The sequence below is a fragment of the Chengkuizengella axinellae genome (genome assembly GCF_030730905.1).
Lineage (GTDB): Bacteria > Bacillota > Bacilli > Paenibacillales > KCTC-33759 > Chengkuizengella > Chengkuizengella axinellae.
This window is the reverse complement of the sequence record NZ_JAVAMP010000001.1, coordinates 666,851-681,994: the sequence shown is the minus strand read 5'-3', so window position 1 is coordinate 681,994 and position 15,144 is coordinate 666,851. Positions and strand designations below refer to the sequence as shown.

At 35.3% G+C, this 15,144-nt stretch carries 10 protein-coding genes; all 10 read right to left on the bottom strand.

Annotation, left to right across the window (positions count from 1 at the left end; all coding sequences use genetic code 11):
* Window positions 1-11 precede the first annotated feature (11 nt).
* Window positions 12-1,853, bottom strand: coding sequence for a translational GTPase TypA (typA, locus tag Q5Y73_RS03335; protein WP_305990416.1), 1,842 nt, complete (start codon window positions 1,851-1,853; stop codon window positions 12-14).
* Window positions 1,854-2,008: 155 nt separating this feature from the next.
* Window positions 2,009-2,482: a hypothetical protein gene (locus tag Q5Y73_RS03330; RefSeq protein ID WP_305990415.1), complete on the bottom strand. Its 474-nt coding sequence runs from the start codon at window positions 2,480-2,482 to the stop codon at window positions 2,009-2,011.
* A gap of 20 nt (window positions 2,483-2,502) precedes the next feature.
* Window positions 2,503-5,397 carry a VWA domain-containing protein gene (locus tag Q5Y73_RS03325; protein ID WP_305990414.1) on the bottom strand — a complete coding sequence of 965 codons (2,895 nt, stop codon included), beginning with the start codon at window positions 5,395-5,397 and terminating at the stop codon, window positions 2,503-2,505.
* The gene (locus Q5Y73_RS03320; protein WP_305990413.1) at window positions 5,381-7,303 is read right to left on the bottom strand and encodes a vWA domain-containing protein; all 1,923 of its coding nucleotides are present in this window, start codon (window positions 7,301-7,303) and stop codon (window positions 5,381-5,383) included. Before Q5Y73_RS03320 ends, Q5Y73_RS03325 begins: the two co-directional genes overlap by 17 nt.
* Window positions 7,304-7,320: 17 nt before the next feature.
* Window positions 7,321-8,202 (bottom strand): DUF58 domain-containing protein, encoded by an 882-nt coding sequence (locus tag Q5Y73_RS03315; RefSeq protein ID WP_305990412.1) that lies wholly within the window; start codon window positions 8,200-8,202, stop codon window positions 7,321-7,323.
* A gap of 1 nt (window position 8,203) precedes the next feature.
* Complete coding sequence (locus Q5Y73_RS03310) at window positions 8,204-9,190, bottom strand: AAA family ATPase (protein WP_305990411.1); 987 nt, start codon at window positions 9,188-9,190, stop codon at window positions 8,204-8,206.
* A gap of 10 nt (window positions 9,191-9,200) precedes the next feature.
* Window positions 9,201-10,817 (bottom strand): DUF8809 domain-containing protein, encoded by a 1,617-nt coding sequence (locus Q5Y73_RS03305; RefSeq protein WP_305990410.1) that lies wholly within the window; start codon window positions 10,815-10,817, stop codon window positions 9,201-9,203.
* Window positions 10,818-10,836: 19 nt separating this feature from the next.
* Window positions 10,837-11,685, bottom strand: coding sequence for an ABC transporter permease (locus Q5Y73_RS03300; protein ID WP_305990409.1), 849 nt, complete (start codon window positions 11,683-11,685; stop codon window positions 10,837-10,839).
* Window positions 11,686-11,688: 3 nt separating this feature from the next.
* Complete coding sequence (locus tag Q5Y73_RS03295; RefSeq protein WP_305990408.1) at window positions 11,689-12,609, bottom strand: ABC transporter ATP-binding protein; 921 nt, start codon at window positions 12,607-12,609, stop codon at window positions 11,689-11,691.
* Window positions 12,609-14,972 (bottom strand): DUF8725 domain-containing protein, encoded by a 2,364-nt coding sequence (locus Q5Y73_RS03290; protein ID WP_305990407.1) that lies wholly within the window; start codon window positions 14,970-14,972, stop codon window positions 12,609-12,611. The genes Q5Y73_RS03295 and Q5Y73_RS03290 overlap by 1 nt, the downstream gene beginning before the upstream one ends.
* Window positions 14,973-15,144: the final 172 nt, after the last annotated feature.

Sequence of the window (15,144 nt, the reverse complement as noted above, 5' to 3'; positions counted from 1 at the left end):
TTTAAAACAAATTACGCATTAGCTTTAGCTAATTTGCGATTTTTCTCAGCGCGTTCACGTTCACTTTTATTTAAGATTTTTTTACGTAAACGAATTGATTCCGGTGTAATCTCACAGTACTCATCTTCATTCAAATATTCTAACGCTTCCTCTAGTGAAAAAATACGAGGTGTTTTCATCTTCACCGTTTCTTCTTTATTGGCTGTTCGAATGTTGTTCAGCGCTTTTTCTTTACAAATATTCACGACGATATCATTGTCTCTTGTATGCTCTCCTACAATCATACCTTCGTATATTTCAGTACCTGGTTTTAAGAATAAAGTTCCACGATCCTCTACATTCAAAATACCATAAAGTTTACTTACTCCAGTTTCTGTAGATACCAATACACCTTTTTGTCTTCCACCAACACCCTGACCAGCAAATGGTGCATAACGCTCAAAGGAGTGATTCATAATTCCATATCCACGTGTCATTGTTAAAAATTCAGTTCCATACCCAATTAGTCCTCTAGCAGGAATCATGAATTCAAGTCTTACCTGACCATTTCCATTATTGACCATATTCTGCATTTCTGCTTTACGCGTTCCTAAACTTTCCATCACTGCACCCATGCTTTCCTCAGGTACATCAATTAAAAGGTGTTCCATAGGCTCACATTTTACACCATCAATTTCTTTAATTATGACTTCTGGTTTTGAAACCTGCAGTTCGAAACCTTCTCTGCGCATATTTTCTATTAAAATCCCTAAGTGCAGCTCTCCTCTACCCGATACGATAAATGAATCTGGGCTGTCTGTATCTTCAACTTTTAAACTTACATCAGTTTCAATCTCTTTATACAAACGTTCGCGTAGTTTACTTGACGTTACAAACTTCCCTTCTTTACCTGCAAAAGGACTGTTATTTACTAAAAATGTCATTTGAAGTGTTGGCTCATCAATTTTAAGCACAGGAAGAGCTTCTGGATTTGCAGGATCTGCAATCGTTTCACCAATGTTGATATCTTTGATACCAGCGATGGCAATAATATCTCCCGCTCCAGCTTCTTGAATTTCAACTCGTTTTAATCCCTGAAAACCAAACAATTTTTCAATACGTGCTTGTTTGTGTTTTCCTTCTCGATTGATAACAGTCACAACCTGACCTTGTGAAATCTTACCGCGATTTACTCGTCCGACTCCGATTCTACCTAAATATTCATTATAATCCATTAAAGTAACAAGAAACTGCAAAGGTTCTTCTACGCTCTCTTTTGGAGAAGGTATATGTTCGGTAATCGTGTCAAACATAGAAAGCATATTATCTTCTTGTTGATCTGACTCTAAACTTGAAGTCCCTTGTAATGCTGAAGCATAAACAACAGGAAAATCCAACTGTTCATCTGAAGCTTCAAGTTCTATAAACAACTCTAATACTTCATCAACCACTTCTGCAGGACGAGCATTTGGACGGTCAATTTTATTTAAAACCACGATAGGTGTTAAGTTTTGCTCCAAAGCTTTTTTGAGTACAAATTTAGTCTGAGGCATACACCCTTCAAATGCGTCAACAACTAACAATACCCCATCAACCATTTTCATAATTCGTTCCACTTCACCACCGAAGTCCGAGTGACCTGGTGTATCTACGATGTTGATTAAATAATCTTTATATTCAATCGCTGTATTTTTTGCAAGGATTGTAATACCGCGTTCTCTCTCTAAGTCATTTGAATCCATCATTCTATCCTGAATCGCTTCATTTTCACGAAAAACACCTGACTGCTGCAATAATTTATCCACTAAAGTCGTTTTCCCGTGATCAACGTGAGCAATAATTGCAATGTTTCTGATCATTTCTCTGTTAAACATTTTTGTTTTTTCCCTCCACTGTATAATAACAATCTGTTATATAAGTCCTACATAAATTGTTTGTTTTTTTCATAAAATAAGCGTCGGACATACTCCGACGCTTTAAGCTAAATACATTATATTATGGGAAACAATAAAAAGCAATGTTTTTAAATTCACTTTCTGCCCAAAATCATCCATAACCCAAAAAGGATTAAAACAACCGCTATAAAATATATTCCAACTGTATAAAGAAGAGTAAATGAAAAAAAGACACATGCAATAATTGTTAAAACAGTTGCCGCTGTAAGGACACCTTTTTCATGATTGCGATCCAATGCATAAAACTCAAACAAACCTATCGCTACTCCAAGAATAAATACCGGCCAAAGATATTGTAAATGACCCCACTGCGTAAAATGTAAAAATATAAACAACAACCCATAGGTGCCAAGAATCCCACTTGGAATTAATATTCCTGACGGAAATATTCTCATAAAAAACAAAACATGAAAGATGATTGATATAAGTAAAAATATAAATGGCCAAGAAAAATCAAATAAAAAATCAAAAGTATCCATCTTGAATAAAATCAATAAAATACCTATCACTATAATAAGCAATCCCATCGTAAAACGATTTTTCCCCAAAAGAAGAACCTCCCTGCTAGTTATTTTTTCTTCCTATTTTTAGCAGCCAACAAACGATTAAAAGTCTGATTGCCTTCAGCTTCAACCTCATTTACCTTATCTACTTTTTTTTGTTCACCTTCTCTGTCTCTTTTATTTGTTTCAAATTCTATCTTAGTTCGTGTTTCTTCATCACTTCTTATTTTATGATCTTGTGTTTTCATTGATGTGGAGAAATTTTTTAGTTTGCTTTGCTTCAATATAGAACTCTCACTCTGCATTTTCTTTTTCAAGATTAAGTTCTTTCTTTGTAATTTTTCTAAGGTTTCCTGTGATGGATTTGACCTTACTTTACTGGTCTTAGGATACAGCACGGCAATCCACTTGAACCAAGGAATGGACAACCTTCTTACTGCAATGTCCAACAACCATAAAATTAAAGCTGCTATGATCAAATAATGGCTAATATCATAAAACTTTTTCGAAGGATCATTCTCAAATTGAAATACTTCTTCTGGACGTTCCATGGACAACGTTCTGCCCTGAGTAAGCTCCATTAACTGATTTAATTTATGTTCCGTATCGATATTAGTTATTTCATACTCAGGAGAATAGGGAACTACGAAACCTGTAGTCACACTTCCCATTATCTCTGAGGAAGAGTTAACCTGATTTTCTTCATACATATCAAATCTTGTCAAATAAACACCTGGCTCTTTTATTTCGATTTGACTAAAATACTCCCCTGGAACCGTCGGAGTAACTGCAAATTGCTTATTTTGCAAAGACTCATCCGTAAAGGAACCTTGAAGCATCCCTTTAAAATCTGTTGTACTTTCAATATTAAGCTCTACTTTATTGCCTTGCATTGAACTATTAATTGTAAAGGCTGTAGTCTCAAACTGTGGAAAAGTCCATTTCACAACATTGCTTAACACTTCAGGGAACTGATTCCAATTGATCCATTGGTTTGACCACTCACCTGTAAAATCACTTGTCCAGGCCACACTTTTTCCTGCTCCATATTGCCACCTTGCCAATAATGGATCAGGTTCTGGACTCATTAACACAACTTCAGCCGTTTCTTTAGGGGTTGTGGCAATATAGGCTTGAATTTGAGGTACCCCTTGTGAAAATAGGTTATACCAATCAGCTCCTTGTCCAAAGGCAGGTGCGAATGGCTGGTCCACAATATAAGTTCTTGACATTAAAACAGCTTCTCTACTGAATATAGCAGGGATTGTACTCTGATCCTGTGTGTAGTAAAAACGACCATTTGCCAATTCAGCAATGTATTCTAAAAAAGCTTGATCAGCCCCGTCCCCTATACCAACAGAAGATAATGTAATATCATGTTCTGTCATTTGTGAGGTCAGCATTTCATAACTTTGACTTGATGAAGAGTGACCATCCGTTAACAAAATAATATGTTTACGCTGCGCCTCCAACTCTACAAGCTTAGAATATGCTTCTTGAACAGCTGTATAGATCTCTGTACCGCCATTGGCTTGAATAGAGGAAATTTGGTCTACAATAGTTTCTCTTTCTGTTAATTTTTGCGGTTCTACAACCCACCATGGAGATCCATCAAATGCAACTACACCAATTGAATCCTGATCTCTCATTAATTCAACCGTTCTGATAGCTGCTTCTTGAGCTAATCTTATTTTATCACCATTCATACTACCAGATTTGTCAATGACTAGCATTAAACCCAAAGAAGGAATTTGCCTCTTTCCTCGTAAATCCATATAAACAGGAAGTGTACGTTCAATCGGCGTTTTAAAATATCCGCCTAATCCATAGCTGTCCTTGCCACCAATCATCATAAATCCAATACCGTAATCTCTTACCATCTGTTCGATGATTTCCATTTTTCGTTCAGATAGCTGCGTTGCCGATACATTATTGAATATTATACTTTCGTAAGCTGTGTAATCCACTGGTTCAGAAGGTAACAACTCAGGTGGCAAAATCTCATAGGGAATAAAGCTTGAGTCCAACACTGAAGTGATATTTTGAGAAGAATTCTCTACTCCTTCAACAAGCAATACCTTTGCAGGACCAACCACTCTGCTTAATCCAAATCCAATATTGTTTTCATTCTGCTCATCATCCTGAGCATATATCTCAGCTTTATACTGATGAAGTCCAGTTTCTTGCGTCATGCTTTGCAAAGCAAAGATGTTCTCTCCAGCTTCAATCTGAACCTGTTGATTTGAAATCTCTTGATTATCCTCAAAAATTCTTAATATTCCAGACGTTGCAATTGTACTATTTACTGTCACCTCAAGTGAGAACTTTTCTCCTTGATATAAATGTTCTGAAACATGAATCTCATCTATCGAAACATCTTTTATTGTATTATTTTGGATTTCCAGTACATCAACAGGGATATTGTTATTTTTTAATATTCTTGCTTCTCGAACCATGTCTCCAACATTTTCCAAACCATCTGAAACCAGTACGATTCTAGAAGTGGATTCATTGGAAAATAAACTTTCTGCTAATTGCAACCCCTCTTCAATGTTCGTAAAGTGAGATTGCATTTTACTATTTAAAGATAACGACTTTAAATTTGCCTCATTCAAGCTACGCTCAACTACTGCATCTAATCCAATGGAAACGACACCAATTTTATCGTTCTCCTTTTTGCTTAGCCCCGCTTCTTTTATCCAATCCGTAATTTGAGAAATTTGATTCATACTATCTGAACGATCTATGACAAAGATTACTTCATTCTGCTTAATCGTTGAATACCATTGCATACCAGCTAGTGCAAAAATCAATAATCCTACAAAGAGTATCCGAAGACTATAGGCCATTTTCTTTCTGTAACCTGTTAAACGTATATCTCTTTTCCAACTCAAATAAAATAGGATGATAAACGGTACAAGTAACATTAAAAACCAAGGTGAATCAAATCGCAGACCCACGCTGATACACCCCCCACTCTAATAAAACCATGATCAAAATGAGAAGGATGAGCCATGGTACAATAGAATATATATCATATCCATTCGAGGACTTTCGGACCTCTAATTCATGAATCTCATTTACTTGTTGAAGCTTAAGTTCAGGTAAGTAATCAAGGTTTGATTCAAAAGGATCCATAACGACCTCCAAGTATCTCCTCGTTAATTGATTGTCATTATCATCCATTTCTATGAATTCATACATTCCAGGTTCTGAAGGAATGGTTTGCAAATTCAGTATAACTTGATCAGTTTCTTCTGCTTCTGTTACAAATTCTCTTTGCTCATTCACTTGTTTATACCATTGTGCTTTTGAAGTTTTTGGTGAGATCGCTAACTCTAATGTCTCTCCTACAACAGCTTGACCTATTGAATCAAAAGCGTCATTTGTAAGCCACTCAACAGCATTTTGTATTAAAATAGGAAACTCTACTCGTAAAGGTAGATCAGACTGATGTAAGTTAAATGTGAATATAAGCTGTGAATATCCATCTTTTGTCCCTGCAATGATTAAAGGGACATCACCACTATAAACGATTGGTTTACCCCCATCATAATCACTTAAAATTGCTGCATTCGAAATGTGAATATTTTGCATGCTGATAAATTCAGTTACAGGGTGCCCTATAATTTTATAATCACTTGATGGTAAAGAAACGACTTCATCACCTTCTAAGGAATCGATATACCAAACTGGTTTACTAAACAATAAATCATTCCACTCATCTGAATTTAACTTCACATTATCAATTGCATCTACTATAATAAAATCCACATCAGACTTTGGCAGTACCATTAAACCGTCAGAATCAATTTGGACTTTTATTACCTTGATGTCTCCTAGTTTTAGAGCTTTTTCCAAAAATAAATTTCCTTCTGTTATCAATAGAGCTGTTTTAGTTTCATTCTTCTCAGAAAAGGCATATGAAATATTATCAACCTTAAGATCATCATCTACGTTAAGTTCCAATCTATAATAGTCCGCTATACGTAAATCTTCTGTTAAAAATGATTGCTGCTGACCAGGCTGCAATAGCACAGATTCAACGAATTGCAGTTGATGTTCTGCATATATAAAAACCTCAACCTCTTCTTCTGATTGTCCTTGATTTTTTAATGTATATACTGCTGTAGCTGTTAATTCATCTGACAGCATTTCCGCTTGTTCTACTCCAAATTGAACAATATTTACATTAGAATTCTTAGATTCACTTAAGGACTTTACACTGACAGGTACATAAAAAGTTAAATCACTCATATCTTCAGTCCACTGTCTATCTGTATAAATGATAATTTCCCCATCTTCTTCCTGACGTGTTAAGGATGAAACAAGTGATAAAGATTCTTTATAAGCCGTTTGACCATAATAAACATCTATGTCATTCAGAACTTCTGATATCGTTTTATAATCACTTTCTTTTGATAAAACGACCCTTGGTTGATCCCCTATTGTTACGATTGAATATTGACTTGAAGGCTGATCATTCACTTGTTTAAGGATTTGCTCTTTTGCCAACTCCAGCTTAGTTTTTACATTTCCATCTTCATCCGAAACTTGTGTTTGCATGCTCCCTGAACGATCCAAAACCATGACCACATGGCTCTTAGAATGATTTCCTTGAACCCATAAAAATGGTTGCATTAATACCATAACTAGGAATGATGCTACTAATAATTGAAGAAATAATAAAAGATTGTTCTGCAGCTTTTGCCATGGACGATTTGCCTCAATATCCCGTAAAACCTTATTCCATAAAAGGTGACTTGATACTACAGTATCGATATATTTTCGCTTAAATAAATACATCAGTACAATCAAAGGCAAAGAGATTAGAAACCATAAACTTGAAAAAGATAAAAACCCCATTTCATTCACCTCTGATCCTATTGCAAAATTCCACTTGCCCGAAAAGACTGAAAGACTGTTTCGGATATGGTTTTTTCTGTATTTACTAAAAAGTAATCCGTCAAATGATCAAAACAATATTTTTTTAGAGATTCTGTGTAGCTATTTAATTCTTTTTCATACATTTTTAATACTTTAGCTGACATGGCAACTTCTTTTCCTAAATGAGATTCGCTATCAATTAATTGAAGATCTCCCGATAAATTCGGTTTAATCTCAATAGGTGATAATATTTGCACCACAACAACCTGCTGTCCTGCTGCTGAAAGATAGGAGATGGTTTCTTCAATTCCTGTTTCATATAAAAAATCTGAAAATATCCATGTTACTCCAGGTTTTTTAGGAATCGCACCTGGATTTAAAATTGCTTTTGATATATCTCCTTTGTTCCTAGGTATCTCTTTTGAAATAAATTGAAGAAAACGATGAAACGAACCCTTTCCTCGAATAGGAGGCAAGGATGCATTCACTTGATCACTAAAAAAATGGGTACTCACTCTGTCATATCCTGCCAATGCAATATACCCTATGCTGGCGGCTAATTGTCGTGCATATAAAAACTTATTGTCAAAGTCCATCGATTTTGAACAGTCAATATATAAATTCACCTGCAGCTCTTGTTCGTCTAAAAATAATTTGATAAAGGGTTTGCCTGTTCTACCGTAAGCATTCCAATCCAGTTGTCTTACATCATCTCCAGGAGAATAAAGTCTATAATCAGCAAAATCTAATGAAGAACCCATTTGTTCTGCACGCCGTTTCCCTTGCATTTTCCCCCTGACTCTATTTCTAGTATTTAGTTTTAACTGTTCAAGTCTAGCTAGTAAAGTTGAATCCATGGATAGATTGGAGACATCCATGTTATGCTTCCTCCATCGATTGAATGATTTCTTGGATGATGAAATCAGTTGATTTACCAGCAGCTTGCCCTTCAAAATTCAAACTCATTCGATGACGAAGTACAGGGTATGCCACAGTATGAATATCGTTCATTGATACATGTAATCTTCCAGCACATAGCGCTCGCACTTTAGCCACAGAAATCATGGCTTGAATGCCACGTGGACCTGAACCGTAACGAACATAACTTTTGACTGAGGATGGTGCAGAAGGTTCCTCAGGGTGAGTTTTCATTAATAACACAGCAGCATGCTCTAAAATGTCCTCAGAAACAAGGATATCCTTCACTATTTTCTGAATGGCTTGCACCTGTGTTGCATCTGATATTTTCTGTGCTGTAAAAACTTCTGAAGTTGTTGTTCGATTTACAATTTCTTTTAGCTCATCCTTGGATGGATAAGAAATTAATATCTTTAATAAAAATCGATCCAACTGTGCCTCAGGCAAAGGATACGTCCCTTCGTTCTCAATCGGATTTTGTGTTGCAAGCACAAAAAAAGGCTCTGGAAGCTGATAGGTTTTCGAACCAGATGTTACTGTTTTTTCCTGCATCGCTTCAAGTAATGCACTTTGAGTTTTAGGTGTAGCACGATTGATTTCATCTGCTAAAATCAAATTACCAAAAATAGGTCCTTTTTGAAACTGATAATGGGTCTCTCCTTTTGTCCCAAATTGAATTACATTTGTCCCTGTGATATCAGCAGGCATTAAATCTGGGGTGAATTGAACTCTTGAAAATACTAGATCTACTGTATCTGCAATCGTACTCACTAGTTTGGTTTTCCCCAATCCAGGAATACCTTCAAGTAAAACATGACCTTCTGCAAATATGGACCATAACATTTGATCAATCACATCTTCCTGACCAACGATGACCCGTGATATTTCTTTTTTTATATTTTGAATCGTATTTATACATTCCTGTACATCTGTTTTAGTTTTTATCATATGAACCTCCTTATTGATCAGGTTGAATTTGTAAAAAATAATCACGCACTAAATTTTGCATATTTTGAGGGATAGTACTCCGATTTAATGTATCTTTAGCTTCATTGGCATATTCTACATAAACTTCCTCGTAGGGTCTTGATACGCCTTCTAACATTGGTGATGTTCCACCTATCTGAAGTTCTCCACCTTCTCCTTGAAGTGGGCCTTGATCAGAAAACAACTCTCCTTCTCCTTCAAACTCACGTGGAGTAGAAACTAGATCCCTAGATCCATTTCCGAAACCAGCACCTGTTCCTGAGCCACTTCCTGAACCTGATCCACCGTTGCCAGAGCCTTGACCATTTCCAGACCCCTGTCCACTGCCTGAGCCACTTCCAGAACCTTGACCTTGTCCACTTCCGTTAGAACCTTGTGATGAAGAAGAATTTCCTAATTGAGACTGATCCAAACTTGAAGCCATGCCTCCAGACCAAGCACTTGATACACTGATTCCCTGACTCATTAATTGATTTGCCATAGGCAATCCCATTTGGGCCAGTTGAGCACTTTGCTGCATAGCTAAGGACGAAAGGTCCGCATTCAACTGCATTTCTGCTAATAGTTTGGACAATGCTTCACTTAATTTTGCTAAAGTTTCTTGATCTAAGGCTTCATCAGATATGTCTTTCATTAAGTCTGACAAAATCTGATTATCTAAACCGTTCTTTTCTGCTAATTCTTTCAATTGTTCTGTCAGCTGTTGTTTTTGGTCCTCGCTCATCTCAAGCCACTGCTGCTCAAACCTCTCCAAACCCGCTTCCAATTCATTTGGATTTAATTGCTGTAATGCTGAACTTATTTGTTCAAGGTCAGGTATTTGAGACAATTGTTCGGTCCATTGCTCCGCTTTTTTTTGTTGTTTTGCCAAGTCGTTTGAAACTTCATTAAGCTCTTTTATTGATTCTTCTAACTCTTCTAAAGCTAGGGATGCTGTTTCGCTTTCCTCCAATTCGTACTCAAGCTTTTTCAGCACTTCATCAATAGAGCTTAATTCAAGTTGATCAGGGAGAGTCTCTTCTAACTCCTCTCTCATTTCCTCAACCTCTTGCTCTTTTTCCTCCACCCACTGTTTCTCTTTTTCCCTTTGCTCTATTACTTCATCCATTGGATTAGGAAATAAGAGAAGTCCACTTAATAAAAACACAAATGAAATAAAAGGAATCCATATCTTTTTTTGCAGATGGAATGGAAGTTTATTTCTTAAGTCCGCTACAAACCATTTAGCATGTTCAACCGCATCCTCTCGTTGCATTCGAATGATGGGTGTTTCCTTTTCAACTTTCAAAAACTGATAGGAAGTCTCAATTCTATTCTCCAATCCGCTTTGATCCATTGTTTTAGCTGCATCCAAATACGTTACTCGTTTGGTATACCAGTAAATGAAACCTCCCACAACACCTAAACAAATAGCGAACATCCCATGAATTTTATAGTCTGATATAGGATAAAACCTAGCAAATATAGACCAGAAAATAGCCGCCATCAAACCTATATTTAATCCAATCCAAAGAGTTCGAAGCATCGCAAGCCACCTTATGCGATTCCGCACTTTTTTTATGAAGTCTATTAAACCTTGAGATTTCATATGATGTACACCTTTCTGTTTAAGATTGTTTCAGTTTTTTCTTTTTTAGCGCTGGTCTTAAAAAACGAATACTTAATAAAATACAAATGATCATGATAATAAAATACACAAAAACAAAAATCTCCCAAATCTGAAAATCTTTTTGAGATCTAAACATTTGTTCCGTAAAGTTCGAATCATACATACTGATCAGAGCAGCTAAAGGATTTAAACTTAATAAAAAACCAACTAAATTTGAACCAACCCCTCTATTAATTGATTCGAAAAATATAGCAGCAAGCCCAGTGAATCCATATAAAAATATCGTTGTACCATAAGTTGTTATGATCGCTATCATCGTTTTCTTAAAGATGGTTGAGAATAAAATACCAAAAGCACCTAACGAAAACATAAGAAAAATGTAAAATAAAAAGATAAAAACAACCTGGCTTGGTGAAATACCTCCGAACAAAAATACAATGCTATATATTGGAAGTGTTGCAAACACGATTAAAATCATAAAACTAATAGATGAAAATAACTTACTTAAAATAATCGTAGTTGAGCTTTGCTGAGTTGTAAGCAGAATATTTAAGGTTTGTTTTTCTCTCTCACTGCTGATCACCCCAGCTGTTAATCCAGGAGTCATAAATAAAATGAGAAATAACTGTACACCACTTAAAAAATAAAACATCTCTCTACTTCTTTCAGGATTCATACCGCCGTAATAATAGTCATTAAACATCATGTACATAAATCCAAATGCTATTAGTCCAATTGCAAACAAATAAAACATGAGAGCGAGCGGTGAACGAATTGTACGCAGACGTAAACGAAATTCCTTCTCTAATACAGGATTAATTAGTTTTTGCTTAAGATACAACATCATCATTTATGCTCCCTTCGTTATCGCTAAAAAGACATCTTCTAAATCCGCTTCTGCTTCACTGTAAGATACAATTTTGTGTCCATCAGCCATTAACTTTGACAGTAGTTCAAATTGATCTTTATCTTCTCCACTAAAATGAACTTGAAGTCCTTTTTCATCTGCCTCTACTTTAGCAACAAACTTTTCATCCCTAAGCTGTTCCATAGCTCTTTCTTTATTTTCCAAAATACGGATATTCAAGATGCGATTTGAGCTAAGCTGATTTTGAATGTCTGAAACTTTACCTTGTGAAACGAGCACTCCATTTTCAATCACACCAATTTCATCCACCATTTCTGCTAACTCAGGCAGTATATGAGAAGAAATCATAATCGTTTTCCCCATTGTTTTTAATTCCTTTAGAATTTCTCTCATTTCTATTCTTGCCCTTGGGTCCAAACCTGAGGCAGGTTCATCTAGTATCAATAACTCAGGATCATGAATCAAACTTCTTGCCAAACACAACCGTTGTTTCATTCCACGAGATAATGAATCCACATAAAAGTCCTTTTTATCTGAAAGATTCACAAGCTCCAACAATTGCGGAATCACTTGTAGACGTTCATTTCTAGGAATTCCGTAACTAGCTCCGTAAAAATCAAGATATTCCACTGTCTTAAAATGATCATAAACGCCAAAAAAATCTGGCATATAACCAATAAGTTTCCGAACTTCCTTAGGATGTTTTGTTACTTCATAACCACCAACCTTTGCAGAACCTGTTGTTGGAGACAATAATGTCGCTAAAATAGACATGGTTGTAGATTTACCGGCTCCGTTAGGACCTACAAATCCAAATACGGTTCCTGTAGATATGTTTAAATTCAGATTATTGAGGGCAGTAAAATTGCCATACTTTTTTGTCAAATTATTAATTTCAATCATTACTCTTCCACTGTCCCTTCTAAAGAAATTTTCGGGATTTCCAATGTAACCAGATTAGATGTATCTTTTAAGATTCTAATTTGTATCTTATTATTACTAGTAATATAATCTGAAGCCCCTTCATCTATATTCGCATCAAATGGTTCCCACGTCTGCTCAAATTCGTTCCATATTTCAAAGTAAGTGTGTAATAAATTCCCAGTGAAGTTTATCCGAGAGTAGTTTGCATTTTCTATATCAGGCAAAACATACTCAATGATAAGTTCTCCCTGTCCTATCTCCATGTTTGAATCAAATATATTAAAATTGCTGACATTCACTGTATTAAAATAGGGTTGAATATAACCTGAAGGAATGTATAGATTGTTTTCATTCATCAATTCCATATCTAATGGTTGTATCCAGACATTCAGATTATTCGATAAAACTTCTTCACCATCAATCAGAATATTATGATCTTGGTCCTTGCTCAATCCAACAATATAAGGTTCAGTAGATTTTATATTGCCATATCGGTCATTCATTCCTATATGTTGAAGAGCAAAGAGCAGTAATGCTCGTTCTTGATTCGTATTTTGATATTGATTTGAACCATATTGATTTAAAAGAATTTTATCAACGATTTGATCATTATATAAATTTTGTGCACTATAAATTTTATTAATAGAAACCGTTTTACCCGCTTTTAAATCCCCAATGCGATAAACACTTTGATTCATAACTATGCTAAGATCATTTAAATCCACATCTGTTAAATTTGTGATCTCACCTTCAAAACCTTTACTACTATATTGAATATTATATTGAAGTTTTCCAAAGGATTGAATCTGGTTCCCTTCCATCCATACTTTTCTAATAGACCAATAAGGAACGTCCCTGTACTCTATATTTGTTTGTCCCTCTTCAAAATACGTAACACTTTTAACAGATCCACTAGTATTTCGAGTATTTCTGTATTCTAAAAACGTTGAAATATGTTGAGGTTCATTTGTTTCGATACTATACGTACCACCTTTAGGTACAAACACAGAAGCAGCACTTAGTTTTGTTCCTGTTCCTTCCGCATCTAAGTTAATAATACTTAGGCTTTGTGCCAAAGTAGAGTTTCGATCCGATGCACCAATAAAATAAATGCACATGCTTGATAAGATCGCTATAGATGGGATAATCCACCAGCCCCACTCTCTTTTATCTAAAACTTTCAAAATAAAATATAATATTGGAGCTACAACGATAATATATACAAAAAATACAATCACAAGTATCGTAAATGGAGGCGTATTTAATGACTCAAAACGATCTAATGCTCGATCTAATTCCCAAACATCTCTATAAACGCTGTCAGTATACATTAATTCACTAATCTCATCCTGAAGAAGATAATTCCAAACTTTTTTATTCCCACTCCAAGAAGCGATCGGATCTAATGATAAATCGTAAGCCGAGTATATTACTGATCCTAGCCCAAATTTGCGCTCTGCATACAATGGAGTTTCGTTTTCAGAAATAAGAATATTACCTTGAATAAGTTCAGCCTGTGATATCGTAAAATCATTGTTAAATATGACTTCTTCGGAAGCTATATTTTCTAATGATGACAGATTTTGTACAGAAAGAGTCCCCGTATATTTTACTGGTGAGATTTCCTCAAATCCATTAGCTGATTTCGGATAAGATGCCCCTCCAGCAATCATTAATTTACCACCCTGCTTAGTCCAGTTTATGATGGCTTGAATTTGAGCATCAGATAATGATTCAGTATTAAAATCATTGATTACGATTAAGTCAAATCCCTGCAGCATAATAGCTTCGCTTGGAAGGTCCTCCTCTTGGAGATGTACTCGATTGATTTTATATTGATTTTGGCCTATTAAACCAATAAAATTTATCGTATCTGGATCTGAAGCCAAAACTCCAACTTCCAATTTAGTCTCATAACCTGAAGAAGATATGATAAACACTTTTTTATCAAAACTTATCTCGTCTCCATTATCAAAAGAGTTCTCATAGAACGAGATTTTATGATTATTTGCATTATAACCTTGACCAGGTAATAACATCCAGAATACTTTTGTTGTATTTTTAGGCAAATCCAGCTCTTGGACATATGCCTCATCTTCCCCATCTCTATCAAAAACCTGGACAACAAATTCACCTTGTAAATCATCACCTGGATTGGTAATTGTGAATTTAATAGGCAGCCATTCCGATTCACTGACCCTCCCATCATTAGCTGGTTCAATTTGAAGATTCAAAGGTTTTTCTTCTGCATAAGAAACTTCATTATGTATTCCTAGAAATAATGAAATAGTAAATAATATAACGAAAACTACATAAATGCTGCTACTTCTAAATCGTATCAATGTCTTACTCCTCTCAAATAATGTGTTATCTAATAAATATACGCTTACCATTGGTAAAAAGTTGCATTATACCTCCTTTTACCATATAGACGATATTTAATATAAAGAACCCTGCACTACTCCTATTTTGAAAGAAAAAAGAGCAAAAAAATAGTACTATTTTTTCATAGTA

What these genes read in the sequence shown, in the direction of transcription:
- Q5Y73_RS03300 (WP_305990409.1), bottom strand. Translation starts at nt 11,685, where the DNA reads ATGATGTTGTATCTTAAGCAAAAACTAATTAATCCTGTATTAGAGAAG.
- typA (WP_305990416.1), bottom strand. Translation starts at nt 1,853, where the DNA reads ATGTTTAACAGAGAAATGATCAGAAACATTGCAATTATTGCTCACGTT.
- Q5Y73_RS03320 (WP_305990413.1), bottom strand. Translation starts at nt 7,303, where the DNA reads ATGGGGTTTTTATCTTTTTCAAGTTTATGGTTTCTAATCTCTTTGCCT.
- Q5Y73_RS03310 (WP_305990411.1), bottom strand. Translation starts at nt 9,190, where the DNA reads ATGATAAAAACTAAAACAGATGTACAGGAATGTATAAATACGATTCAA.
- Q5Y73_RS03305 (WP_305990410.1), bottom strand. Translation starts at nt 10,817, where the DNA reads ATGAAATCTCAAGGTTTAATAGACTTCATAAAAAAAGTGCGGAATCGC.
- Q5Y73_RS03315 (WP_305990412.1), bottom strand. Translation starts at nt 8,202, where the DNA reads ATGGATGTCTCCAATCTATCCATGGATTCAACTTTACTAGCTAGACTT.
- Q5Y73_RS03295 (WP_305990408.1), bottom strand. Translation starts at nt 12,609, where the DNA reads ATGATTGAAATTAATAATTTGACAAAAAAGTATGGCAATTTTACTGCC.